The sequence below is a fragment of the Sphingomonas sp. BAUL-RG-20F-R05-02 genome, assembly GCF_022662305.1.
Classification (GTDB): Bacteria; Pseudomonadota; Alphaproteobacteria; order Sphingomonadales; family Sphingomonadaceae; genus Sphingomonas.
In genome coordinates this window covers 59,125-84,519 of the sequence record NZ_JAKNQH010000007.1, presented here as the reverse complement: position 1 = coordinate 84,519, position 25,395 = coordinate 59,125, and the positions used below count along the sequence as shown (strand labels likewise).

23 protein-coding genes are annotated in these 25,395 nt (G+C 66.1%); 9 read left to right on the top strand and 14 right to left on the bottom strand.

Annotated features, from left to right (window positions below; translation table 11 throughout):
* Positions 1-69 precede the first annotated feature (69 nt).
* Positions 70-1,251, top strand: coding sequence for a phospholipase D-like domain-containing protein (locus tag L8F97_RS15280; RefSeq protein WP_242151989.1), 1,182 nt, complete (start codon positions 70-72; stop codon positions 1,249-1,251).
* Between the two features lie 33 nt (positions 1,252-1,284).
* On the opposite strand, the gene L8F97_RS15275 is transcribed toward L8F97_RS15280, so the two are convergent.
* Positions 1,285-2,178, bottom strand: coding sequence for an SPFH domain-containing protein (locus L8F97_RS15275; RefSeq protein ID WP_242151986.1), 894 nt, complete (start codon positions 2,176-2,178; stop codon positions 1,285-1,287).
* Positions 2,179-2,181: 3 nt separating this feature from the next.
* On the bottom strand, positions 2,182-2,508 hold the full coding sequence (locus L8F97_RS15270; protein WP_242151983.1) for a hypothetical protein: 327 nt from the start codon (positions 2,506-2,508) through the stop codon (positions 2,182-2,184).
* Positions 2,509-2,549: 41 nt separating this feature from the next.
* On the opposite strand from L8F97_RS15270, the gene nhaA reads away from it, so the two are divergent.
* Positions 2,550-3,812, top strand: a complete 1,263-nt coding sequence (gene nhaA, locus L8F97_RS15265) for a Na+/H+ antiporter NhaA (protein WP_242151980.1) — start codon at positions 2,550-2,552, stop codon at positions 3,810-3,812.
* Here nhaA and L8F97_RS15260 read toward each other — a convergent pair.
* Positions 3,713-4,906, bottom strand: a complete 1,194-nt coding sequence (locus L8F97_RS15260) for an MFS transporter (protein ID WP_242152325.1) — start codon at positions 4,904-4,906, stop codon at positions 3,713-3,715. The genes nhaA and L8F97_RS15260 overlap by 100 nt on opposite strands.
* 122 nt (positions 4,907-5,028) lie before the next feature.
* On the opposite strand from L8F97_RS15260, the gene L8F97_RS15255 reads away from it, so the two are divergent.
* The gene (locus tag L8F97_RS15255) at positions 5,029-5,937 is read left to right on the top strand and encodes a DMT family transporter (RefSeq protein WP_242151977.1); all 909 of its coding nucleotides are present in this window, start codon (positions 5,029-5,031) and stop codon (positions 5,935-5,937) included.
* Positions 5,938-5,940: 3 nt separating this feature from the next.
* Here the strand turns inward: L8F97_RS15255 and L8F97_RS15250 are convergent, their stop codons facing one another.
* The 7 genes from L8F97_RS15250 to L8F97_RS15220 form a co-directional block, all read right to left on the bottom strand.
* Positions 5,941-7,002, bottom strand: coding sequence for a sensor histidine kinase (locus L8F97_RS15250; RefSeq protein WP_242151975.1), 1,062 nt, complete (start codon positions 7,000-7,002; stop codon positions 5,941-5,943).
* Complete coding sequence (locus L8F97_RS15245; protein ID WP_242151970.1) at positions 7,002-7,445, bottom strand: response regulator; 444 nt, start codon at positions 7,443-7,445, stop codon at positions 7,002-7,004. Before L8F97_RS15245 ends, L8F97_RS15250 begins: the two co-directional genes overlap by 1 nt.
* Positions 7,442-8,899, bottom strand: coding sequence for a sensor histidine kinase (locus L8F97_RS15240; RefSeq protein ID WP_313932011.1), 1,458 nt, complete (start codon positions 8,897-8,899; stop codon positions 7,442-7,444). Before L8F97_RS15240 ends, L8F97_RS15245 begins: the two co-directional genes overlap by 4 nt.
* 141 nt (positions 8,900-9,040) lie before the next feature.
* The gene (locus L8F97_RS15235) at positions 9,041-9,781 is read right to left on the bottom strand and encodes an exonuclease domain-containing protein (protein WP_242151962.1); all 741 of its coding nucleotides are present in this window, start codon (positions 9,779-9,781) and stop codon (positions 9,041-9,043) included.
* Between the two features lie 73 nt (positions 9,782-9,854).
* The gene (pgmG, locus tag L8F97_RS15230; protein ID WP_242151959.1) at positions 9,855-11,225 is read right to left on the bottom strand and encodes a phosphoglucomutase/phosphomannomutase PgmG; all 1,371 of its coding nucleotides are present in this window, start codon (positions 11,223-11,225) and stop codon (positions 9,855-9,857) included.
* The gene (locus L8F97_RS15225; RefSeq protein ID WP_242151956.1) at positions 11,222-11,470 is read right to left on the bottom strand and encodes a DnaJ domain-containing protein; all 249 of its coding nucleotides are present in this window, start codon (positions 11,468-11,470) and stop codon (positions 11,222-11,224) included. Before L8F97_RS15225 ends, pgmG begins: the two co-directional genes overlap by 4 nt.
* Complete coding sequence (locus L8F97_RS15220) at positions 11,470-12,264, bottom strand: division plane positioning ATPase MipZ (RefSeq protein ID WP_242151953.1); 795 nt, start codon at positions 12,262-12,264, stop codon at positions 11,470-11,472. The genes L8F97_RS15225 and L8F97_RS15220 overlap by 1 nt, the downstream gene beginning before the upstream one ends.
* Positions 12,265-12,343: 79 nt before the next feature.
* On the opposite strand from L8F97_RS15220, the gene panC reads away from it, so the two are divergent.
* Together panC and L8F97_RS15210 are read left to right on the top strand one after the other, a co-directional pair.
* A complete protein-coding gene (gene panC / locus L8F97_RS15215) occupies positions 12,344-13,192 on the top strand; it encodes a pantoate--beta-alanine ligase (RefSeq protein ID WP_242151950.1) in 849 nt (282 codons plus the stop codon).
* A 260-nt stretch (positions 13,193-13,452) separates the two neighbouring features.
* Positions 13,453-13,758: a hypothetical protein gene (locus L8F97_RS15210; RefSeq protein ID WP_242151947.1), complete on the top strand. Its 306-nt coding sequence runs from the start codon at positions 13,453-13,455 to the stop codon at positions 13,756-13,758.
* 88 nt (positions 13,759-13,846) lie between these two features.
* Here the strand turns inward: L8F97_RS15210 and topA are convergent, their stop codons facing one another.
* Positions 13,847-16,435 (bottom strand): type I DNA topoisomerase, encoded by a 2,589-nt coding sequence (gene topA / locus L8F97_RS15205; RefSeq protein ID WP_242151944.1) that lies wholly within the window; start codon positions 16,433-16,435, stop codon positions 13,847-13,849.
* A gap of 281 nt (positions 16,436-16,716) precedes the next feature.
* Here topA and rpsD point away from each other — a divergent pair, with 281 nt between their 5' ends.
* On the top strand, positions 16,717-17,331 hold the full coding sequence (gene rpsD, locus L8F97_RS15200; protein ID WP_242151940.1) for a 30S ribosomal protein S4: 615 nt from the start codon (positions 16,717-16,719) through the stop codon (positions 17,329-17,331).
* A 165-nt stretch (positions 17,332-17,496) separates the two neighbouring features.
* Here rpsD and L8F97_RS15195 read toward each other — a convergent pair whose 3' ends face one another.
* The 3 genes from L8F97_RS15195 to L8F97_RS15185 form a co-directional block, all read right to left on the bottom strand.
* On the bottom strand, positions 17,497-19,482 hold the full coding sequence (locus L8F97_RS15195) for an alpha/beta hydrolase family protein (RefSeq protein WP_242151938.1): 1,986 nt from the start codon (positions 19,480-19,482) through the stop codon (positions 17,497-17,499).
* 135 nt (positions 19,483-19,617) lie between these two features.
* A complete protein-coding gene (locus tag L8F97_RS15190) occupies positions 19,618-20,766 on the bottom strand; it encodes an aldose epimerase family protein (protein ID WP_242151935.1) in 1,149 nt (382 codons plus the stop codon).
* Between the two features lie 108 nt (positions 20,767-20,874).
* Positions 20,875-21,630 carry a FadR/GntR family transcriptional regulator gene (locus L8F97_RS15185; RefSeq protein WP_242151934.1) on the bottom strand — a complete coding sequence of 252 codons (756 nt, stop codon included), beginning with the start codon at positions 21,628-21,630 and terminating at the stop codon, positions 20,875-20,877.
* 221 nt (positions 21,631-21,851) lie between these two features.
* Between L8F97_RS15185 and araD1 the strand changes: the two genes are divergently transcribed.
* Genes araD1 through L8F97_RS15170 form a run of 3 tightly spaced genes read left to right on the top strand, consistent with a single transcriptional unit; the run spans position 21,852 to position 25,384 of the window.
* A complete protein-coding gene (gene araD1 / locus L8F97_RS15180; protein WP_242151931.1) occupies positions 21,852-22,844 on the top strand; it encodes an AraD1 family protein in 993 nt (330 codons plus the stop codon).
* Between the two features lie 4 nt (positions 22,845-22,848).
* A complete protein-coding gene (locus L8F97_RS15175) occupies positions 22,849-23,778 on the top strand; it encodes a Gfo/Idh/MocA family protein (protein WP_242151928.1) in 930 nt (309 codons plus the stop codon).
* A gap of 16 nt (positions 23,779-23,794) precedes the next feature.
* Positions 23,795-25,384: an alpha-N-arabinofuranosidase gene (locus tag L8F97_RS15170; RefSeq protein ID WP_242151926.1), complete on the top strand. Its 1,590-nt coding sequence runs from the start codon at positions 23,795-23,797 to the stop codon at positions 25,382-25,384.
* The last annotated feature ends 11 nt before the right edge of the window (positions 25,385-25,395 follow it).

The following is a 25,395-nucleotide window of genomic DNA, read 5'->3' as shown; positions in this document are numbered from 1 at the left end:
CGGTGGTGACGGCGGTACGTGATCGAAGCGACACTTGCCCAACCGTCTCCTGCGCGCCACGACGCCACCATGGCAGTGTCTGACTCACAACCGACGTTTACGGTCGACGGCAATCGTCTGCGCATGCTCGTCACCGGGCCGGAACGTTTCGATATGCTGATCGCGTTGATCGACGGCGCGCGAACCACGCTGCGCATGCTCTACTACATCTATGTCGACGATCGTGTCGGCGAGGCGGTGCGCGCCGCGCTGCTGCGGGCGGCGGCGCGCGGCGTGACGGTGTCGCTGATCGTCGACGGGCTTGGCAGCGAACATGCCGCGCAGCATCACTTCTTCGATCCGCTGCGCGATGCGGGTGTGCGCGTCTGCCGCTTCGTGCCGCGATGGGGGCGGCGTTACCTGCTGCGCAACCATCAGAAGCTGGCGCTGGCTGATGGCGAAGCGGTCGAGACGGCGCGCGCTATCATCGGCGGGTTCAACGTCGAGGACGGATATTTCGGCACACCGGCGGAACAGGCGTGGCGCGACCTCGGTCTGCTTGTCGAGGGGCCGGCGGCACACCGCATCACCGGCTATTTCGACGCGTTGTCGCAGTGGGCGCAGCTGCCCAAGGCACCGCTACGCGCGCTCGGCCGCGACCTGTCGAACTGGAGCGAGCCGCACGGGGCCGCGCGTTGGCTGTTCGGCGGTCCGACGCGGCGGCTGTCACCATGGGCGCGGGCGGTGAAGCACGACATGGACGGCGCACGCGACATCGCCCTGATCGCCGGCTATTTCGCGCCGAGCCCGGGGATGCTCAAGCGGCTCGATACCGTGGGCATGCGCGGGCGCGTGCGGATCGTACTGGCATCGAAGAACGATCACGGCGCGGCGATCTGGGCATCGCGCTTCACCTATGCCGGGTTGCTGCGCAAGCGTGTGGAAATCTACGAATATCAGCCGACCAAGCTGCATACCAAGCTCTTCGTCATCGACCACGTGGTGTATATCGGTTCGGCCAATTACGACGTGCGCAGCCTGTTCCTCAACCTCGAGATGATGCTGCGGATCGACGATGCCGCCTTCGCCGCGCATGTTCGCGGCTATTTCGATCGCGAAGTGGTGGATTCGGAGCGGATTACCCCGGAACTCTATGCCGAACGCACCAGCTGGTGGACGAAGATCAAACAGGCAGCGGCGTTCTTCGTGATGACGGTGCTGGACTATAACGTCACGCGCGGTCTCAATTTCGGACGCGAGCGGCAGCAATGATCGGCCGGATCGCGAACGATCCGGCCGACCCCGTTACTTGGCGCCGATGAACGGCAAGGGTGCACTCGCGCCGGTATAGGTCGGCAGCCGGCCGTCCCACTTCTCCACCGCGCGGAGGTTGACGATCTCCGGGTTGGTGCGGATCGCCTCCGCCTCGACCTGGATCGCCTTGGCGTCGCCCTGCGCCTTGGCGGCGCGGGCCTGCGCGTCGGCGGTCGCGGTGGCGACGTTGGCCTGCGCCGCGAGCGCCTGTTGTTCGTTGGCGATCTTGGCGTTGATCTGCGCCAGCACCGCGTCGGGCACCACGATGTTGCCCGCCCAGTAAAGCTGCTCGATCTGGAGCCCGAACGGCGCGAAATACGCTTGTACGTGGCGCAAGGCGGTCTGGATCAGCTCGCTCTTGTGCGGGCCGTAGATTTCCTCGACGCCGAGCTGCGCGGCGCGTTCGACCACGGCGTTGCGGATCGCATTGCGCACCGGCCCCGCCACGATCGCGTCCATCTCGGTGCGATAGCGCTGGAACAGCACCGGCGCGCGGCTGGCATCGACGTGATAGGCGACCGCGACATCGGCCGACAGACCGAGGCCGTTCTTGTCCTGGAAGCTGAACGACTCATCCGTGCCGTTCTGCTCGGTGGTGGAGTGCGTCCAGGTGTAGGTGCGCGTGAACACCGGATATTCGTAGATGTTGGTACCCGGAGGCGCGAAATACCAGCCGACCGGCAACGCTTGTGACGCGACGCCCGCGTTGCCGCCGATGTTGTTGACGCGGATGCCGACATAGCCCGGTTGCACCCGCGCGAACGCACCCATGAGGAAAATCGCCAGCACGCCGAAGGTGATGACCAGCATCACCGCCGTGCCCGTGCGCCGGACCGCGAAGCGACGCAACACGCCGCCTCCGATCCCGTCATCCTCGAAGTCCATGCTTCACTCCTGTTCATAGCCCAGCATGCGGACCACCCGCGCGAAGATGCGCGCAAGACCGGGCGGCACGAGCAGGAGCAACAGGATCGATAGCCAGAGGCCGGTCGACGTATGCGCGTTGAACAGCGCAGGCGCGACGAAAAGCAACAGCCAGAAGGCGGCGACCACAAGTGCAGTCGTCCCGATCCAAAGGCCCACGCCAGTCCGTCTGATGTCCTGCTCCGATCTACGTTTTGCTGCGATCGCCCTTATACTCCCGCCAGAAATCGGGCGAAATCGGAATCGCTCATCTTGCGCGCGTTGCACGATCGATTGCGTGGCTTGCAGCATGACCGGTTCCGTCGCGAGGAACGATGGGTTAGGCGAGGGGCATGACCAAGACGATCACCACGAGAGCAGGCTCGGTACTGCGCGATTTCCTGCGGCAGGAGGCGGCGGGCGGCATCGTGCTGATGGCGGCAGCAGCGCTGGCCCTGGTAATCGCGAACTCGCCCTTCAGCGACGGCTATTTCCACCTGCTGCACATGCGCACCGGACCTGTGCTGGCGCCGGCGCTCGGGGGAATGACGGTGCATCTGTGGATCAACGATGCGTTGATGGCGGTGTTCTTCCTGTTCGTCGGGCTGGAGATCAAACGGGAGCTTGTCGACGGGCGCCTGTCCAACCCCGCGCGGCGGCGGCTGCCGGTGATCGCGGCGGCGGCGGGGATGCTGGTGCCGGCCGCGCTGTTCCTCGCGGTCGCCGGCGGCGATGCGGCATTGCGGCCGGGCTGGGCAATCCCGGCGGCGACCGACATCGCCTTTGCCATCGGCGTGATGGCGCTGCTCGGCCCACGCGTGCCGCCATCGTTGAAGCTGTTCCTGACCACGGTGGCGATCGTCGACGACATGGGCGCGGTGGCGATCATCGCGGTGGCCTATACGACCGGGATCGACTGGATCGCGCTGGCCGGGGCAGGGGGGATGCTGCTGGTGATGGCGGCGATGAACCGGCGTGGTGTTATGAGGCTGGCGCCCTATCTGCTCGCCTTCGTAGGCCTGTGGTGGCTGGTGCTGCTCTCCGGCGTCCATGCCACCGTTGCGGGCGTGCTGGCGGCGGCGATGATCCCGATCATCCGCTCACGCGGTACGCCGGACGACGCGCACTCGCCGCTGCACCGGCTCGAACACGCGCTGTCGCCTTGGGTGGCGTTCGGCATCGTACCGCTGTTCGCCTTTGCCAACGCCGGCATTGCGCTTGGCGGCCTGCCGGCGGATGTGCTGCGCGCGCCGCTGGTGATCGCGGTGATGGTCGGGCTGTTCTTCGGCAAGCAGGCCGGCATCCTTGGTGGTGTCGCGCTGGCCGCGCGACTTGGCATCGCGGCGCGGCCAAGTGGTGCGTCCTGGGCTCAGCTATACGGCGTGGCGTTGCTCGCCGGGATCGGCTTCACCATGAGCCTGTTCATCGGCGGCCTCGCTTTCCCAGGCGGGGCGGCGTTGCAGGATCAGGTCAAGGTTGGCGTGTTGCTCGGCTCGTTGCTGTCCGCAGTGGCGGGTTACGCGATCCTGCGATCGTCGAGCACCGCCAGGCCCAGTACGCCGAGGCCCGCCAGCGCCAGCGCCGCGCCGACCCAGCCGGTCGACGTCCAGCCGTAACCCGCCGCGATCGCGATGCCGCCCAGCCACGGCCCCAACGCATTGGCGGTGTTGAACGCCGAATGGTTGAGCGCAGCGGCAAGCGCCTGCGCCTTTCCGGCCACGTCCATCAACCGGGTCTGCAACACAGCGCCGAGGGCGCCCGTGAAACCGATTGCGAACACGTCGAGGCAGATCGACCAGAAATGCGGCGCGGCAAGCGGGTAGAGCGCGAGCGACACGACGCTGCCGGCGAGCAGCACCGCCGCGGTCGGCATCAGCGCACGATCGGCGAAGCGCGGCGCGATGATGTTGCCGAGCGTCATGCCAACGCCGAACACCGCCAGCACCAGCGGCAGGCTCGCCGCAGAAGCGCGCGTAACGTCGAGCAACGTCGAGGCAAGGTACGTGTAGACGCAGAACATCCCGCCGAACCCGATCGCGCCGATGCCAAGCGTCAGCCATACGCGCTTGTTGGCGAGCGCGCTGAGTTCAGTGAGCGGGCTGACTCCCGGCTCCGGCGTGTCGCGCGGCGCGAACAAGGCGACGAGCAGCACCGTCAGCAGCGCGAGCACCGCCACCACGCCGAAGCCCCAGCGCCAGCCAACCGCCTGGCCCAGCCAGTTGGCGAGCGGCACGCCGAGGATCGTCGCCACCGTCAGCCCGAGCATCACCCGCCCGACCGCCTGCGAACGTTGATTGGTCGGCACCAGCGATGCCGCGACCAGGGAGGCGATGCCGAAATAAGCGCCATGTGGCAGGCCGCTCAGGAAGCGGAACAACAGCATCCAGTAATAGCTCGGCGCGAGCGCGGACAGGCCGTTGAACAGCGCGAAGGCGGTCATCAGCGCGATCAGCAGCATACGCCTGGACAGTTTTGCCGCCGCCACCGCCAGCAATGGCGCGCCCACTACAACGCCGAGCGCATAGGCACTGATGACGTGGCCGGCGGTCGGCGCATCGATGCCGAGACCTTTCGCGAAATACGGCACCAGGCTCATCGTTGCGAATTCGGTGGTGCCGATCGCAAAACCGCCCATCGCCAGCGCGAAGTGGATGACCGCGACGGGCGCGTTCGGGCGAGCGTCATCGATTGCGGGAGCGGTTGCAGGCATGGCGTTCAAGTGGCGATGCTGCGGTGCAGCGTCAACCGCAGTGCATGCAGGTGTACGCCTGCAAAGGACAATCGCTGCCTGACGAGTGGCAAAGTCGTCGATGCTGTGCGACGAGCATGGCTATGCCGTTCGTCTTTCTTGCTCTCGCCGGCGTCTTCTGGGGCCTTGGCTTCCCGTTGGGGAAGATCGCGCTGCACGAGATGGTGCCAGCGCACATGGTGCTGCTGCGTTTCGCTGTCGCGGCGATCGTGTCGCTGCCGTTCGCGCTTGCCTCGCGTGAGGCGCGGAGGCTGTTCCGCAACGGGCCGGTGGTGCTGGCTGGGATCTGCTACGGCGTCGCGTTCATGGTGCAGTTCGAAGGGCTGGCGCGCGTCACCGTGACGCTGGCGGCGCTGCTGGTCGGCGCGATGCCGGCGCTGATCGCGGTTACGGCGTTCGTCTTGCGCGAGCGGGTGAGCCGCGCGTCTTGGCTGGGCGTGATTGGGGCGACGCTCGGCGCGGTGCTGATCGCGGGCAAGCCGGACGGATCGGGCTCGCCGCTCGGCATCGCCTTGTCGCTGGTATCGCTGGTGATCTTCCTCGGCTGGCTGCTGGCGCTGCGCGGCGCGCCGAAAACGTCGCCCGGCATGGCAGGCGCGATGGCGGTGCCGGCCGTAACGGTTGTTATCGCCGCGATCACGGTGCTGCCGATCGCGCTGTTGCTGCATGGCGCACCGCCGCTGCACGTGTCGGCGGCGGCGTGGGGCGGGATCGTCGGGCAGGGGCTGTTGTCGACCTTCCTCGCGACGGTGGCGTGGAATGTCGGCGCCGCGCGGGTCGGGAGTGCTGCGGCGGGCGTGTTCATCAACATCGAGCCGCTGGTCGGGTCGGTGCTCGGCATCGGTCTGTTCGGTGATCCGGCGGGGGCGACGATCATCGTCGGCGGCCTGCTCATCATCGCCGGCAGCATCGTCACCGTGCTCGGCGAGCGTCCAGAACCCGAAGGCGGGGAGCGGATGGCGGACGCGGCACATGGCCTGTCCACCGACTGACGCTTAGCCGAGCGCGGCCGTCAACGTCGCGCGCACGCCGCCCACGCCGCTTTGCCCAACATCATATTCCACGATCGAGTGCAGGCTCTGCGCCATCGCGCGGATCAGTTTGGTGCCGACACCGGTGCCGCGCGCGGGCGCGGCGGTGTCCATGCCGATGCCGTCATCCTCGACAGCCAGCCGGAACTGCTCGTCCCCGACATGCGACAGCGCGATCCGCACCTCGCCGCCTTTGAGCGGGTAGGCGTATTTGCAGGCGTTGCTGACCAGTTCGGTGACGATCACGCCCAGCGACACCGCACGATCGGTCGTCAGCCGGATCGGTTCGGCGACGAGCGTCAGAGTACGCGGTTCCGCCTCGCTCGACCAGGTTTCGCCGAGTTCGTCGACCAGCGCGCCGAGATATTCGCGCATGTCGACCTGCTCGACATCGTTGGTGGTGTAGAGCCGGCGATGGACCTGCGCGATCGCGGCGATGCGGCGCTGCGTATCCTCAAGCGCGGCACGTGCGCTGTCGTCGACAAGCGCGGTCGATTGCAACCGCACCATCGCCGAGACGATCTGGAGGCTGTTGGCGACGCGGTGATTGACCTCGCGCAGCAGCGCCTCGAGCCGGGCATTGCTGGCGCGCAGCATCTGTTCGGCGGCGAGCTTGTCGCGTTCGAGCCGGGTGCGCTCCAGCACCTGCGAGAACGAACTGACGAGCAGATCGAAGAAGTCCGGGCCGACCGCCTTCACCACATAATCCGCCGCGCCGGCCTTCAACGCGGCGACGGCGATGCGGCCTTCCTCCGAACCGGTGACGTACACCACCGGCGGTGCGTCCGGGAGCGTGCGCAGATGTGCCAGCGTTTCAAGGCCATCCATGCCCGGCATGTAGTGATCGACCGCGATCAGGTCGAACCGCTGTGCCTTGGCAAGCTCCAGACCCTGCGGGCCGCCTTCCGCCACCGTCACGACGAAGCCATGCCGCGCGAGCGAACGCCCGACCAGCCGGCGAAGACCTTGGTCATCGTCGATATACAGGACGTGCGTCGCAGCAGAGGCGGGGACCGCGTTGAGCATCAGTCGCCTTCGATCTCCGGCACCTGGATGACCGACAGGAACAGGCCAAGCTGGCGAATCGCCTGCGCGAAGCTTTCGTAATTGACCGGCTTGGTGATGTAGACGTTACAGCCGAGATCATAGCAGCGCTGAATCTCGACCTTGTCATCGGTGGTGGTCAGCACCACGACCGGGGTGCGCTTCAGCTCGGGCGATCCCTTGATCTTGGCGAGAATGTCCGTCCCGCTCATGTCGGGCAGGTTGAGATCGAGCAGCACCAGCGCCGGACCGTTGTGCGCCGGGCCGTGCTCGTGGTTGAACAGGTAGTCGAGCGCGGTGGTGCCGTCGGTAAAATGGTTGATGCCGTTCAGGATGCCGGCACGGCGGATGTTCTTCTCGATCAGGCGGGCATGGCCCTCATCGTCCTCGATCATCACGATGCTGACGGAACGTTGGTCGGTCATGCTGGGTCTCGCTCGCTTCGGTTCTTGGTTTCGGCATAGATCAGGGGCAGGTTCACGCGGAAGGTGGAGCCCCGACCCAGTTCCGATGCCACGTCGATAGTTCCGCCAAGCCGATACGCCAAGGCGCGGACGTGCGCGAGTCCGATCCCTTCGCCCGGCTGATCCTGCGTACCGGAGCGGCGGAACAGATCAAAGATGCGGGAATGATCTGATGCGGCGATACCGCGGCCGTTATCCTCGACCTCGAACACCGCACGCATGCCCTCGCGTGCGCCGCGCAGCACGATGCGCCCCGGCCGTTTCGGATCGAGATACTTGACCGCATTCTCAACGAGGTTGGACAGGATCTGCTCGACCGCGAGCCGGTCGCTGACGATGCCGACCATCGGCTCCTTCACGATCATCTCGGCGCCGCGATCGTCGAGCAGATGCTGCAGGCTGCCGCGGATCGACACGGCGAGCGCCGCCATATCGAGCGGCTCGGGCGAGATCACGCGCCGGCCCTGACGCGACAGTTTGAGGATCGCGTTGATGAGCCGGTCCATCTTCTGCGTCGAGGTGCGGATGAAGCCGATCGCCTCGGGCAGATCCTCGCGCGCGGCGAGCCGCATGTCTTCGGTGACGATCCCGGGCGCCTCCGCCTCGGCCCGGTCGATCAGGCCAGAGATGGTTGCTGTCGCGGCCTCAAGTTCGGCGGTGAAGCCCATCACGTTGACCAGCGGCGAGCGCAGATCGTGGCTGACGATATAGGCGAAGCGCTGCACCTCCTCGTTCGCGCGGGTGAGATCGGTGGTCCGTTCCACGACCTGCTCCTCCAGCGACTCGGCGAAAGCCCGCAACTGGTCGCGCGAGCTGGCGAGATCGCGCGTGTAGCGCAGCACCGTCGCGATCGAGAGCAGCGCGACGACGAGCAGCAAGACCGCCGCGACGCCAAGCACGCCGTAAAATGCGCGCACGGCCGCACGCTGTTCGGCATCGCGGATCGCGAGCAGGCGTGACTCCTCGTCCGCCATCCGCATCAGCAGCGTCCGGATCTGGTACATGCGCCGCGCCACCCGCTCCGCGATGAAGCGCTGCACCGCCTCGCTCGTCCGGCCGGTTGCGGTGAGCGCGATCGATAGGTCGCGCTGCGTCACCAGGTTGCGCACCAGCGGCCGCAACGCCGCGACATTGGCGCGCTGGACCGGATTGTCAGACGTCAGCGCCGCGATACGGTCGATCTCGGGCGAGGTCTGCGCGGCGGCGAAAGTATAATTTTGTCGATAATCCGCGTCGCCGGTCAGCAGATAGCCGCGTCGTGCGGTTTCGCCCTGCTCAACCAGCGTGCGGGTCTGCGCGATCGCGAGCTTAACGGTGTATGTGTGGTTGACTGCGTCGGTATGCGCCTGATTGCGCGAGGTCGTCCACACCGCAGCCAGACCGGCGGCGAGCAACGCGATGAAGCCCACGGCCATGCACGTGATCAACAGACGGCCGACCGCTTCCTGCGTGCCGCCCACGGCCCGTATCACCCGTCCCATCATCGCTGTGGTTGGTAGAGCGCACCGCCGTAAAACACCAGTGGGACAGAATTGATATAGATCAACTCAGAACTGTCAGAGCAGGCGTTCCTGCAGGCTCTGCCGACCGACAAAGCCGCCGCCCTGCCGCCGCGCCAATTCGGTCTCGGCGGTGAAGCGCACGTCGATGTCACGGTCGCCGAGAAACTTGGTGAGCGAGTCATCCTCGATCTCGTGCCATTCCTTGCCGCGATCGGGGCCGTAGCGGACGCGCGGCAACAGGCCGGGCATGTTCGACCATTCGAGCAGCTGCTCGATGCTCGCCTCGTTCAGCATGTCGCGCAGGTGGAAGGCGGTGACATAGGCATCGGGGAAGGCGCGGTGCGCGGGCAAGCCGCGTTCATGCTCGATCCCCTCCGGCTTTCGCCAATAGCGCAGCACCTGGTTGGAGAAGCTGGGCGCGTCCGGCCACAGCCGCATCGCGCATTTCCAGGTGCAGATCCATTCGGCGCTGCGGGTCAGCGCAGGCGTGCAGAACTGCTGTTCGAAATCGGCGCGGTGCGCGGCGAGCGCGAGCCGGCGCGGCCACGGATCGAGCGCAGCGCGCGCGACATCGTGCCACAGCGGCGCATCCGCCACCTGTTCGTCGAGGATATGGTGGATCGCCTGGGTGATCGGCGGCATCGAGCGGCCCGGGTTTACGAGCCGCGAACCGCCTTCGCCAACCAGTTCCCATCTGCCGTCGGCCTGCAACGCGACATCCTGCCAGCCGATCTCACACACGCCGTGCGCGGGCGGGGCGGGGCCGGTGGTTTCGAGATCGACGACACGGATCATGGGCGGGGGCGGGGGTGGCGGCATGTCCTCTAGGTGGCGGCTCGGGCGGGGAAAAGCCAGCCCTGCCGCCGGATCACGTCGGGCGCACGATCCCGCTCGCCTCTAACTGCGCGTCGATTTGGGCGAGTAGCCGCTCCAGCCCCGCCGCATCATGCGCCTCGGCACGCGCGGTCAGCATGTCCTGCGTATGCGACGCGCGCAGCAGCCACCAGCCATCCGCCGTATCGACCCGCGCGCCGTCGGTGCGGTTCACGGCTGCGGCTTGGTCGGTGAGCCGGGCGAGAACCTCCTCGATCACCGCGAATTTCTGCGCGGCCGGCACCGCGAACCGGAGTTCGGGCGTGTTGACCATATGCGGCATCGCATCGCGCAGATCGGCAAGCGTGCGCCCGCTCGCCGCCACCGCGTCGATCAGCCGGACGGCGGCGTAATGCGCATCGTCCACCCCGCCGAATGCGCCGCCGAAGTAGATGTGCCCGCTCATCTCGCCGCCGATCACCGCAGCGGTCTCGCGCATCTTGGTCTTCATCAGGCTGTGGCCGGTCTTCCACATCACCGGCACGCCGCCGAGCGTACGCACCCGCTCGAACAGCGCGCTGCTGGTCTTCACGTCGCCGATCACGCTCGCCCCGGGAGCGCGGCTTAGCGCGGTTTCGACCAGAACGGACAGAACCTGATCCGCCGCGAGCGTACGGCCGAGGCTGTCGACCACGCCGATCCGGTCGCCATCGCCATCGAAAGCCACGCCAAAATCGAGCTGCTTGTCCACGACCAGCGCCTTGAGATCGGCCAGGTTCGGTTCTTCGGAAGGGTCGGGATGATGGTTGGGGAAATTGCCGTCGATATCGGTGAACAGCAGGTGATGCTCACCCGGCAGGCGCTGCACGAGCTGCTGGATCACCGTGCCGGACGCACCGTTGCCGGCATCCCAGCCAATCCGGTACGCCGCCCCGCCAAACCCGGCGACCAGCCGGTCGAGATAGGCGTGCAGCACGTCCGCCTTGGTTATCGCGCCCGCGCCCTCGGTCCAGTCGCCCGTCTCGGCAAGGTGGGCAAGCCGCTGGAGATCGTCGCCGAAAAACGGCGCGTGGTGCAGCGTGAACTTGAGGCCGTTCTGATCGGCGGGATTATGGCTGCCGGTTATCTGTATGCCGCCATCCACCGCTAACGTCGCCTCCGCGAACGCCAGCATCGGGGTCGGCCCAATGCCGATGCGCACCACGTCGACGCCGCTTGCCGTCAGCCCGGCGACCAGCGCCGCCTCCAGCGCGGGCGAGGTCAGCCGCCCGTCATAACCGACCGCGACACGCTGACCGCCCCCGCGCCGCACCACGCTCGCAAAGCCACGCCCGAGCGCATGCGCATCCGCTGTATGCAGCGTCTTGCCGACCACGCCGCGCACGTCATATTCGCGCAGGATGGCGGGGTCGATGCGGTGTGTCACCGCTTGAGCAGCACGTCGCGTGCGGCGTTGATCCGTCGCGCCAGATCGGCCGAGCCGCCGCGATCGGGATGGACCGCCGAGACCAGCCGGCGGTGCGCGGCGCGGATCGCGTCCGCGTCGGCCGATGCGCTGACGCCGAGGATCGCGCGCGCCTCTGCCTCGTCGATGCGCGCGGGCGCGGGTTTGCGACGCAGATAATACCAGCCGAACGCGATCAACGCGATCAGGACGAGGACCTTCGCCACTATGCGACTTGTGGGATGGCGACGTCGGGCAGCGACAGCGCGTTCATCATTTCGCGCAGCTCCTGCCGCGCGGCGACGTGGCTCAGCCCCATCTCACCGAACGCGCCCGCGTCGAGCATGGTCAACCCTTGCGGGAACAGTTCGCGGTAGATGACGCGCTCGCCCAGCCCCGGGATGATGCGAAAGCCCACTCGCTTGGCAAGCTGGTCGAGCGCGGAGGACACGCGCCGCATGTTGCGCGCCTCGATGTGCTGAACGCGGTTGCGCAACACCACCCAGTCGATCGTCGCGCCATCCGTGCGCGCCCGGATCTTCCGCGCGTCCCAGATCAGCTCGGCATAGAAGCTCGGTCGCGTCACCTTGTAGGTGTCGGGGTCGACTTGGCCGATCAGATCGAAGTCGACGAAACTGTCGTTCATCGGCGTCACCAGCGTATCGGCGCGCTGTGCCGCCAGCCGCGCGAACGGATCGTCGCGGCCCGGCGTATCGATGACGAGGAAGTCGCTGCCCTCGGACAGATCGGCGAACAGCTCCTCGAAGCGCTCCGGCGTCTTGCCGTCGTGCGTGGCGTGGCGCGGGATGATGAGATCACGCTCGGTGCGCTTGGCGGTGGTCGCGCGGTTGTCGAGGTAGCGCCCGACCGTGCGCTGCCGGTGGTCGAGATCGAACGCGGCGACGCGGCCGCCCTTCGCCGCCAGCGCGATCGCGACGTGCACCGCCGTCGTCGATTTACCCGTGCCGCCCTTTTCGTTTGCGAACACGATGATGTGCGGCTTTTTTCCGTCGCCCGGCAATGTCTTATGATCCTTGTGTTGCCCGTATCGGCCATCGCCCATAGAAGGCCGGGCCATTCTTACCGGAGGCTAGACGCCCATGCAAACCATCCGTCAGATCGTCCCGTTGCGAGACGCTATCGCTGCCTTCCGCGCGGCGGGCGAGAGCGTCGCGCTGGTGCCGACGATGGGCGCGCTCCACGCCGGGCACATGGCGCTGATCGAGGCGGCGAAGCGGCCGGGCCGGCGGATCGTCGCGTCGATCTTCGTCAATCCGCGCCAGTTCGGGGCGGGCGAAGACCTGTCGCGTTACCCGCGACGCGAGGCTACGGACTCGCAAATGCTGACCCGCGCGGGCTGCGACGTGCTGTGGGCGCCGCCGGTCGAGGAGGTGTATCCGGCCGGCTTCGGCACCAACATCTCGGTCGGCGGGGTCAGCGCCGGGATGGACGGCGCGGCCCGGCCGGGGCATTTCGACGGGGTGGCGACGGTCGTGGCCAAGCTGTTCAATCAGGTCCGCCCCGATGTGGCTTTGTTTGGCGAAAAGGATTTCCAGCAGCTCGCGGTGATCCGCCGCATGGTCGCCGATCTCGACTTCGATATCGAGATCGTCGGCGTGCCGACCCAGCGCGAGGATGACGGGCTCGCGCTCTCATCCCGCAACATCTACCTCGACGAGGGCGAGCGGGTGCGCGCGGTGGCGTTGCCGCGTGCGCTCGGCGTGGCGGCGCGTGAGATCGGGCGGGGCGGCGACGTGTCGACCGCGATCGCGGGCGCGCACGATATGCTGACGGGGGCAGGGTTCGCGATCGATTACGTCTGCCTGGTCGATGCCGAGACGCTGACCGAGCATCCCGAACCCGGCCGCCCGCTGCGCCTGCTTGCCGCCGCGCGGCTCGGCTCGACGCGGCTGATCGACAACATCGCGGTCGACATGCAAGCGATCTGAACACCCGCTTCGGCGTTTCGATGAAGTATCGATTCGTATGCGGACGAGCCGGCGCGGTGCCGTAGCCTGCGCTGCGAAGGCAAAACCCTGTAATCCTGCGGAGTTGATCCCGGGCTGCATAGCGCCGAATCGGGTCGTCGTTGCCGACCTGCGCGATATCCCGCTCCGGACTTATGCTTAATCGCCGTTAACCGATTCTTTAACGATCATGCGCGACACTGACGTCACAGAGTTGATCGTTAAAACGGGGGTTCACGGACATGGGCAGCAGCCTGAAAAGCGCGCAGTTTCTCATCGACAGTCGCATCGCCGATGCGGCACGCGGCGATGCGGGTGCGTTGTACGATCTCGGCATGGTGTATTCGAGCGGCGCATCCGGCGTCGGCATCGATCTGGTCGAGGCGCACAAATGGTTCAACCTCGCCGCCGTCGCCGGCAGCGAAGAGGCGATGGCCTGCCGTAGCGAGATCGCCGAGGACATGTCGCCACGCGAAATCTCGGTCGCACAGAAGGCTGCGCGCGCCTGGTTGGCGATGAGCAGCGCACGCCCGCGCTACGCCGCCTGAAAGCGCACCACCGTCCGTTCGTGCCGAGCGTAGCCTTGGCATATGCATCGACTTCGCTCGGGACGAACGGGTTTAGCGGGTCAGGCGATCAAGCCTCCTTTGCGGCCTTTGGTGCGACTTTCTTGGCAGGCGCCTTCTTGGCTGCCGCTTTGGCCGGAGCCTTCGCCGCCGCCTTCTTCGGCGCGGCCTTCTTGGCTGGTGCCTTCTTCTTCGGCTTGGCCGGTGCCGCCGCCGCGCGCGCATCGATCAGTTGCGCCGCTTCTTCAAGCGTCAGCGCATCCTTCTCGATCGATTTCGGCAAGGTCGCGTTGGTCTCGCCATCGGTGACATAGGCGCCGTAGCGGCCCTCCATCAGCTTGATCTCCGCCTCGGTACGGGGATGCTTGCCGAGCACCTTGAGCGGTTCGCGCGCAGCGCCGCGCTGCGGACGACCGCCACCCGCCGCCGCTTCGGCGAGTTTCACCACCGCCGCGTTCATGCCGGTCTCGAACACCTCCTCGGTCGAGGTCAACCGCGCGTACTTGCCGGCATGTTGCAGATACGGTCCATAGCGCCCGATCGAGGCGAGGATCGGCTCTGCCGTCTCCGGATGCGTGCCGATCGTGCGCGGCAGCGACAGCAGCTTGATCGCCCATTCGAGATCGAGTTCGGGTATGTCCTTAGGGATCGAGGCGCGCTTCGCCTCCTTGCCGTCGCCAAGCTGGACGTACGGGCCGAACCGTCCGGACTTGCGCTCGATCGGCAGGCCGGTGTCGGGATCGTTGCCAAGAATCTCGTTCTCGAGTGCGGCACCGTCTTCGGCTGCACCACCCTGGCCGAAGCGGCGGGTGTATTTGCATTCCGGATAGTTCGAACACGCCACGAACGCACCGAATTTGCCGCCACGCAACGCCAACTGGCCGACCCCGCAATTCGGGCACAGCCGCGGGTCGGCCCCATCGGCGCGCTCCGGGAACAGATAGGGCGCGAGGAACTTGTCGAGTTCCGCGGTCACTTCCGACGGCTTCTGCTCCATCACCTCGCTGGTGCGCGGCTTGAAGTCCTTCCAGAAAGCCTCCAGCACCGCCTGCCACTCGGCGCGACCACCCGACACCTCGTCGAGTTCGTCCTCGAGTCCGGCGGTGAAATCATAACCGACATAGCGTTCGAAGAAGCGTTCGAGGAACGCCGTCACCAGCCGCCCGCTTTCTTCGGCAAAGAAGCGGTTCTTCTCGGTGCGGACGTAGCTGCGATCCTTGAGCGTCTTGATGATCGACGCATAGGTGGACGGCCGGCCGATGCCGAGTTCCTCGAGCCGCTTGACGAGGCTGGCTTCGGAAAAGCGCGGTGGCGGCTGGGTGAAGTGCTGCTCGGCGTCGACCGCCTTCTTGGCTGGCGCATCGCCATCGCGCAGGCGGGGCAGGCGGCGGGCGTCCTCGTCGGCGCTGTCGTCGGTGCCTTCCTCGTAGAGCGTGAGGTAGCCGGGGAACAGCACGACCTGGCCGGTGGCGCGCAAAGCGGTGCGGCCGGTGCCCTCAGCCAGTTCGACGATCGTGCGCTCCATTCGCGCGGACGCCATCTGGCTGGCGAGCGCGCGCTTCCAGATCAGATCGTACAGCCGGCCATGATCGCCCGAGCCGGCGCGATCCTTGCCGAAATCGGTCGGGCGGATCGCCTCGTGCGCTTCCTGCGCGTTCTTCGCCTTGGAGGTGTAGTGGCGCGGCTTGTCCGGCACGTAACCGGCGTCATAGCGGTTGGCGATGGCGAGGCGCGCGGCGGAGATCGCACTGCCGTCCATCTGTACGCCGTCGGTCCGCATATAGGTGATCGCGCCGTCCTCGTAGAGCGACTGTGCGATCCGCATCGTGTGATCCGCCGAGAAGCCAAGCTTGCGCGATGCCTCCTGCTGGAGCGTCGAGGTGGTGAACGGCGGCGGCGGGTTGCGGGTGGCGGGCTTGGTCTCCACCGACTGGACGGTGAAATGCCCCGCCTCGACATCGGCCTTGGCGCGCATCGCGGTGGCTTCGTCGCCGATCGAGAGGCGGTCGATCTTGTCGCCGTTCCAGCGCGTCAGGCGCGCGGTGAAGGGCGTGCCGTCCTGCTCCATCTGTGCGGCAACCGACCAGTATTCCTGCGCGCGGAACGCCTCGATCTCACGCTCGCGCTCGACGATCAGCCGCAGCGCGACCGACTGCACGCGGCCCGCCGACTTGGCCCCGGGGAGCTTGCGCCACAGCACCGGCGACAGGGTGAAGCCGACCAGATAGTCGAGCGCGCGGCGCGCGCGATACGCGTCGATCAGATCGGTATCGAGTTCGCGCGGATGCTTCATCGCCTCCGTCACGGTGGCCTTGGTGATGGCGTTGAACGTCACGCGCTGCACATCCTTGGGCAGCGCCTTGCGGTTCTTCAGCACCTCCTGCACGTGCCACGAAATCGCCTCGCCCTCGCGATCCGGATCGGTGGCGAGGATCAGGCGGTCGGCAGTCTTGGCGAGATCGGTGATCGCCTTGAGCTGCTTGGTCTTGTCCGCGTAGTTTTCCCATTCCATCGCGAACCCCTCGTCGGGGTTCACCGAGCCGTCCTTGGGCGGCAGATCGCGAACGTGGCCGTAGCTCGCCAGCACGCGGTAGTCGGAGCCGAGATACTTCTCGATGGTTTTCGCCTTGGCCGGCGATTCGACGATAACTAGCTGCATGGCGGTTCGGTCACATCCTTACGTGTACGCACGAGGGTGAAAGGCTAGGCCGGGTGGCGTCAAGTGGGGTGCGCATAGCCGCATGCGCAAGGTTCGTCTCGGCGGATGATCGCCTTGACTCTTGGGCGGGCCGCCGCTAACCGCCCGCCTTCGCATTTGGTCCCGCACCCCGGTGAAGCGGTGGCCCCGGCATGTCTTGCCGGCGCGATGACCGGGTATCGATCGGCACGGTCTTTCAGAACGCGCCGGTCTTGTTGTTGGCAAGTGTCTAAGGAAATATCATGTCGAAGCGTTCCAGCGCCAAGCATAAACTCGATCGCCGTATGGGCGAGAACATCTGGGGCCGTCCCAAGTCCCCGGTGAACAAGCGTGAGTACGGCCCCGGCCAGCACGGCCAGCGCCGCAAGGGCAAGGTTTCGGACTTCGGTCTGCAGCTGCGCGCCAAGCAGAAGCTGAAGGGCTATTACGGCGACGTCACCGAGAAGCAGTTCCGCGCATGCTACCATGAGGCGGCACGCATGAAGGGCGATACCAGCCAGAACCTGATCGGCCTGCTCGAGATGCGTCTCGACATGATCGTGTACCGCGCCAAGTTCGCGCCAACCGTGTTCGCCGCGCGTCAGCTCGTTTCGCACGGCCACGTCCGCGTCAACGGCGTGAAGTGCAACATCGCCTCGCGTCGCGTGTTCGCTGGTGAAGAGATCACGCTGGGTTCGAAGGCGCAGGAAATGGCGCTGGTGATGGAAGCGCAGGCGCTGTCCGAGCGTGAGATCCCCGATTACGTCGCTCCGGACGGTGCCGCCAAGGTAACCTTCACGCGCGTGCCGACGCTCGACGAAGTGCCGTACCCGGTGAAGATGGAACCGAACCTCGTGGTCGAGTTCTACTCGCGCTGATCGAGATTTAGCGAAGCTAAATCGAGGTTCCTCAGCGCGAGTGGCCGGCGGTGCCATGGCGCTGACCGACGACGCGGGCTTCGCCCGCCTCGCCCACCCCGAGAAAACAAAAAAGGGCGGCCCGCAACGGCCGCCCTTTTTTATATCTCAGCCTTAAACCCACCCTCACGGCGTCGCCGGCAACCCCAGCGACTTGCGCAGAAACCCGTCCATCGTATCCAGCATCGTCGCGCGAACCGTATTATCCTCGAGTTGATGGTCGAGCGTCGGGATTTCGGAGTACGTCACCAGCTTATGCGCGCTCTTTAGCCGCGCCGCCATCAACCGGGATTCGGCGACTGAGACGTTACGGTCGAGATCGCCGTGGAACAGCAGCACCGGCGCGACAAAACGATCGGCATGCTGCGCCGGCGATCCCGCGGCGACATTCGGGCCATGACCGATCTGCGCGTCGATGAGGGGAAAGTTGGTGAAGTCGCGCCATTCCTGTCGGCGGCTTTCGAGATCGGTGACCGGCGCCACTGCGACGATCGCCTTGAACAACTGCGGATCGACCACTGCGGATTGCAGTGCCGCATAGCCACCGTATGACCAGCCGACGATCGCCAGTTTAGCTGGATCCGCGATGCCCTGCTTGACCAGCCAGCGCCCGCTGTCGTTGACGTCGCCAATCGCGATCGGCCAGGATTGAAAGCCGTTCTTTTCGAAGAAGGCGATCCCGTACCCGGTCGAGCCCCGAAAGTTGGGCTGGAGGACGGCATAACCGCGGTTCGCGAAAAATTGCGCCAGCCAGTCGAACCCCCATTCGTCACGCGCGTCCGGCCCACCGTGCGGCATGACGATCGAAGGCAGACTCTTGCCGGAACTTCCCGGCGGCAGCGTCAGATAGGCGGGGATCGTCGTGCCATCGGCGACGGTGACGCTGACCGCTTTGACCGTCGCCAGCGTGGTCTTGGCGAGTGCCTGGCGTACCGGCAGGAGTTCCGCCAGCTTACGGGTTGCTTTATCGTAGAGGTAATAGCGGCCGGGATCGACATCGCTGCCGGCAAAGATCACCAGCTTGCTTTCGTCGGCGGTGGCATCGACAATGTTGACGAGCGGCAGGCCCGGCAGCGCCTTCGAAAGCGCGGTCGACAGCTTGGCGAGGTCCGGATCGAAATACACCGTCTGGCGCTTGTCGGTGGCAAAGCTGACGCCGACCAGACGATCCTGTCGCCCGACCGATATGGCGGCATCGATATCTACATCTGGCCGGGCGAGAACCAGCTCCCGCTTCAACGATCCGTCGAGCGCGACCGCATAGAGCGCGGTACGGCCGTCGACTGCATCAAACCCATAGGCGACATTCTTGTCAGGATCGACCGCGACCGGATCGAACCCGATGCTGGTCGTGTCGGTCTGCTTGACGACGCCAAGCGGTTTCCACTGGCGGCTGTTCGGCGTGCGGTAGAATACGCTGACGGAATTCTTCATGTAACCGGCGGTATTCTCGCCGCGCAGCTTCATGATCCGCACGATGCCGTGGCCGTCGCTGATATACGCCTCGGCGCCCTTGCGAGGGGGCTCGACCATCGTGCGTTTGAGCGTGACCGTGTCGATACGGTCGACGCCCAGCCCCTCCTGTGTGCTGGCGACGAGGCTGCCCGTGGTCGATTCGGGCACGTAGGTGTGTGTCATCAGCACGCTGCCGTCGGCTCGGTCGGCCTGCCAGTCGATCACCTCGCCACCGCCAAGCGCGTAGTTCAGCGATCGATCGTTGGTGCGCGCGCTCAGCATGACGACACGCTTGCCGTCGGCATCGAGCGCGAAAATACGCGAGAACGGTAGCACGCGCTGCTGCGCGTCGGTCGCCACCATGTAGATACTGCAGACCAGCCGGGTATCGGTGGTCCAATGGCAGGATTGCAGCCGATCGGGATTGCCTGATGAGGATGAGATCGCAGTCAGCTCGCCGGTCGCGACGGTGGCGATGATGATGGCGTCACCGCGCGCACCGGTTGGAGCAATATACGCGATCCGTTTGCCGTCAGGTGAAATGCTGATCTGACGAACATCCTCGCGCGCGCCGAAATGCGTAGCGGCGTCGCTCGCCGCCCCAGCCTGCGATGCCAGCGACGCTACGGCCAACGCCGCCCATGCTATGTGTTTCATCCCGCTCCCCAAAACGTCCCCGGGGAAAGGCGTAGCTTCGTCACGCACCGTCGTAAAGCGGTCGCCAAAACGCAACCGGCCCGTCTGCCCCAGTGCGCAAACGGGACGGTTTCACGTGGAACGAAGCTGCTGCCTTTAGCGTGGTGCGACGGACAGTTTGAAGATCATCTCGCTGTGGTATGGCTTGCCGGGATCGACACGTGCCGACACGAAATCGGGATGGTTGGGTGAGTCCGGGAACTTCTGCGGCTCGAGCGAGACCGAATCGCCCATTCGATAGACGTGGCCATGCTTGCCGACGAACGTGCCATCGAGGAAGTTGCCGGTGTAGAACTGCACGCCCGGCTCGGTGCTCAGCACTTCGAGAACGCGGCCTGACGCCGGGTCTTCCAGCCGTGCGGCGAGTTCCGGCGTCTTGGTCAGGCCCTTGTCGAGCGCGAAATTATGATCGTAGCCTTGCCCAAAGCGGATCTGTGCGTCGCGCCCATCGCGGATGCCCTCGGCAATGACGCGGGGTGCGCGGAAGTCGAACACGGTGCCCTCGACCGGGCGACGCTCGCCGGTCGGGATCAGGTGCGCGTCGACCGGGGTGTACGCCTTGGCAGGGATCATAAGCGTGTGGAAGGTCGCACCCGCCGGTGCGCCCTCGCCGGCGAGATTGAAGAAGCTGTGATTGGTCATGTTGACGACGGTCGGCTTGGTGGTCTTCGCGTCGTAGCTGACCTTCAGCGCGGCACTCTCGTCGAGTGCGTAGGTGACGGTCGCATCGAGGGCGCCGGGATAGCCGGCGTCGCCATCCGGGCTCGAATAGGCGAGCACCACCGAAGCAGTCGGCCCCGATTTGACCGACACGATCTTCCAGACCTGCTTGTCGAACCCCTTGCCGCCGCCGTGCAGCGAATTGACCTTGTCGTTGAGCGGCAGCTGGTACGTCTTGCCGTCGAGCGTGAACTTGCCGCCGGCGATGCGGTTGGCATAACGCCCGATCGTCGCGCCGAAATAATTGGGGTGGCTCTGATACGTGGCCGCATCGTCATAGCCGAGTGCGATGTCGGCGAGCTTACCGTCGCGATCCGGCGCGATCAGCGACTGAAGCGTCGCCCCGTAGTTGAGGATGCGCGCCGATACGCCGTGACCGTTGGAGAGCGTCACCGCCTCCACCGCGGAACCGTCAGCAAGCGTGCCTGCCGCCTCCCGCTTGGCTTCGGCGGCGTTGGCCGCGTAGGGGGTGAAGGCGGTCGCCACGGCAAGAGCCGCCACGCCGGCGCGCCAGATATTCAGCATCCTCTGAGTCCCTTCCTGGAGCGCCAGCGATGCGGCGCCTTGTGCATGGAATGTATAGTCAGACAAGAATTGGCAGAGCAAGGCCCTGATGCCCATCGAAACGCCTGGCTAAGCGACGTTCTGCATAGCGCTCGCGGTATCCTCCAGCGCGAGATCAACGAGGATGCGCATGGCGGCATTTGCGGCGGCCGGGTCGCCGGCTGCGATGGCGTCGTAGACGCGAGCGTGATCGGGGATCGGGTTGCGCGGCAGCTCGCGCGCGCGCTGTTTATACTGTGTCGTCCAGCTTACCGCCGTGCCGATGCTGGCGGCGAGCACCATCATCGCGTCGTTGCGGGTGGCGCGCAGGATTGCATCGTGGAAATCGCGATCGGCGGCGCGGCCCGCCGCGGTGGCGAGCGAATGGCGACGCATTCGGCCGAGCGCGTCCTTAAGAATTCGCAGATCGTCGCGATCGCGTCGCTCCGCCGCGAACCCTGCCGCCGCCGGTTCCACCACCGCGCGCAGTTCGAACAGGTTGCGAACGAACTGCGCATCCGGCTCGCCCGCGAAGGCCCAGGTCAGAACGTCGGGATCGAGCAGGTTCCAGCGCGCGCGCGGCAGTACGCGGGTGCCCGCCTTCGGCCGGCTTTCGACCAGCCCCTTGGCCGCAAGCGCACGGATCGCCTCGCGGTACGCGCCGCGCGACACGTCGAGCGCTTCGGAGAAATCGACCTCGCTCGACAGGATATCGCCCGGCGCATAGGCGCCCGAGACGATCGCTATGCCGATCTTGTGCGCGATCGCGCCGTTCAGCCGGCGCCCGGTGCCGCGCGGCGTGCGTTCTACGACCGCGCCTTCCACGCCTTGGTCCTGTTCGGTCATCCTTATCTCCCGTTGCCAGCCGTACCAGCCGTTTCGCCGTTTCAAAACGAAAGATTGCATTGCCCGGCTGGCAAAAATAAGTAGGAGTAATCGAACGGCGGACACGAGCGGTCGGGCTGACCGCGCCAACCAGGCGGGAAGTTTGGTCGGGTTTTGGGTGCGCCGAGGTACTTTGACGGCAGAACGCGCCCGGTGCGCGCACCGAAGAGAGGATTGATCGCATGGCGCTTCGCCTGTTGCAGCACCGTACAGCATCCGGCACGCGAGCGGTGATCGCCGCCGATGGCGACCGCGCAGCATTCGTCAACGGGGTGGCGTCGATCCGCGCACTGGCGCTGAAGGCGATCGAGAGCGGCACCGGATTGGCGGACGCGGTGGCGGCGCTGGGCACCGGCGATACCGTCGACCTCGCCGCAGCCTTCGCGGCCGGCGAGATCATCGCCCCGATCGACCATGACGACAGCGCACACATGATCCTGGCCGGCACCGGGCTTACCCACCTCGGTTCGGCCGAGGGACGCGACAAGATGCACAAGGCCGCCGCCGCTGCCGAGACGCTTACCGATTCGATGCGCATGTTCCAGGAGGGTGTTGCCGGCGGCAAGCCCGCCGGCGGCGCGGAAGGCCAGCAGCCCGAATGGTTCTACAAGGGCGACGGTTCGCAACTCGTCGCGCCCGGCGCGCCGCTGGAAATGCCCGCGTTCGCCAAGGATGGTGGAGAGGAGCCCGAGCTTGCCGGCATCTACCTGATCGGCCCGGACGGTACGCCGTTCCGGCTCGGCATCTGCCTCGCCAACGAATTCAGCGATCATGTGACCGAACGGCACAATTACCTGTGGCTGGCACATTCCAAGCTGCGGCAGGCCTCGCTCGGCCCGGAACTGCTGGTCGGCGCGCTGCCCGACCACGTCGAGGGCACCAGCCGCATCGTGCGCGACGGCGAGACGCTGTGGAAGCAACCGTTCCTGTCGGGTGAGGCGAACATGTCGCACAGCTTCGCCAACCTTGAGCATCATCACTTCAAATACGACCTGTTCCGCCGCCCGGGGGACGTGCACGTGCACTTTTTCGGAACCGCCACGCTGTCGTTCAGCGCGGGGGTGCAAACGCAAGTGGGTGACGTGTTCGAGATTGCGGCGGCGCCGTTTACGCTGCCGCTGCGCAACCCGCTCGCCCGTGCCGAGCCAAAGCCGGCAGTCGTCAAGGCGCTCTGACCCCGTGGACCCGATCCGCATCGCCATCGTTGGCATGGGCAAGATCGCGCGCGACCAGCATCTGCCCGCGATCCTGGGCGACGAAGCGTTCAGCCTCGCCGCGACGGTGAGTCCGCTTGCGGAGCAGACCGTCGCGGGTGTGCCGCACCGCGCCAGCCTGGACGCGCTGTTGGCGGACGGGCCGGCGGTGGATGCGATCGCGCTCTGTACGCCGCCGCAGGTGCGCTACGATCTTGCCGCGCAGGCGCTGGCGCGCGGCATTCACGTCTTTTTGGAAAAACCACCAGGCGCGACACTCGCCGAAGTCGATGCGTTAAAGTCGCAGGCCGCCGAGACCGGCGTGACTCTGTTCGCGGCATGGCACTCGCGTTTCGCCGCCGGGGTCGCACCTGCACGGTCTTGGCTGGCGGAACGCCGGATCGACAGCGTGTCGATCGTGTGGCGCGAGGACGTGCGGGTCTGGCATCCCGGGCAGGCCTGGATCTGGCAGCCGGGTGGTCTCGGCGTGTTCGATCCCGGCATCAACGCACTGTCGATCGCGACGCATATCCTGCCGCGCCCGTTCTTCCTACGCGCCGGCACGCTCGCGATCCCGGCCAACCGCGCCGCACCGATCGCCGCCGATCTCACCTTCTGCGATACCGCCGGCATGACCATCCACGTCGATCTCGACTGGCGGCAGACGGGGCCGCAACGCTGGGACATCGTGGTTGAAACCGATGCCGGCACCTGCACGCTCTCTAACGGCGGCGCGGTGCTGACGCTGCCAGGCAGCGCCGATCACGGTGAGGACCGCGAATATTCCGGCCTCTATGCACATTTCGCGACACTGGTAAGTACCTGCCGCAGCGAGATCGACACACGCCCGCTCAAGCTCGTCGCCGATGTATTCCTGCGGGCACGACGCGAGAGCGTAGAAGCATTCAACGATTAAAACTGGGAGGATGATAATGCGGAAGTTCCTGCAGATGATGCTGACCGGCGCGGCGCTGGTCGCCGGCGCCACCGGAAGCGTGGCGCAACAATCGACGCCGTTGACCGAGACCCCGCCGCCGGCGGGCACCGCCACTGTGACGCTGCATGCCGACACGCCCGGCCCGGTCTACGATCGCCGCATCTTCACGCAGTTCGCCGAGCATCTCGGCAACGGCATCTATGGCGGCCTGTGGGTCGGCACGAACTCCAAGATCGCCAACACGCACGGTTTCCGCAACGACGTGGTTGGTGCGCTGAAGCAGCTCGGCGTGCCGGTGGTGCGTTGGCCCGGCGGGTGTTTTGCCGACGAATATCACTGGCGGGAAGGCATCGGCGCGCCCGCCAAGCGCCCGGTCAAGGTCAACACGCACTGGGGCGGCGTGACCGAACCCAATGCGGTCGGCACGCATGAGTTCATGGACCTGATGGACCAGCTCGGGTCCGAACCGTACATCTCCGGCAACGTCGGCAACGGCACCCCGCGCGAAATGGCGGAGTGGGTCGAATATATGACCGCACCGGCCGGCAGCCTTGCCGACGAACGCGCCAGGAACGGCCACAAGGCGCCGTGGAAGGTGCCGTTGTTCGGCATCGGCAACGAACTGTGGGGCTGCGGCGGCAACATGCGCGCCGAATATGCCGCCGACGAGACCAAGCGTTACGCGACCTTCATCGTCGCGCCAGAGGGCACCAGGATCGTCAAGATCGCGTCGGGCGCGAATGGCGACGATTACAAATGGACCGAAACCATGATGCGCGACGCCGCCGGGCAGATCGACGGCGTCTCGCTGCATTACTACACCGTGCCCGGCGGCGGCGGCTGGCCGCCCAAGGCATCCTCGACGCAGTTCGACGAAGCGGGTTGGGCGGAAACGCTGTCCGATACCGAGCGGATGGAGGAGCTGATCTCCAAGCACGCCGCGGTGATGGACAAATACGATCCCAAGAAGCGCGTCTTCCTGGCGGTGGACGAATGGGGCACCTGGTACAAGGCGGACCCGGGCACCAACCCCGGCTTCCTGCGCCAGCAGAACACGCTGCGCGACGCGCTGGTGGCGTCGATCAACCTCGACATCTTCGCGCATCATGCTGACCGCGTGCGGGTGACGGCGATCGCGCAGATGGTCAACGTGCTGCAGGCGATGATCCTTACCGAAGGCGACAAGATGGTGAAGACGCCGACCTACTACGTCTACCAGATGTACAAGCCGTACATGGACGCGACCGTGCTGCCGCTCGACATCAAGTCGCCATGGTACGGCAAGGACAAGTGGACGATGCCGCAGATCAGCGCATCGGCGGTGCGGGACAAGGCGGGCAAGGTGCATGTCGCGCTGTCTAACCTAAACCCGAATCAGCCGATCACGGTCAGCGTCGGGCTCGCCGGGGTTACGGCGAGCGCCGTGTCGGGTCAGATCCTCACCGCCGGGGCGATCAACGCGTATAACGACTTCAACACGCCGAACGCGGTGGCTCCTGCGGCCTTCACCGGCGCGCGGATCGACGGTTCGACGCTCAGTGTCGCGCTGCCGGCCAAGTCGGTGGTGATGCTCGACCTGCAATAAACGGTCGCGCG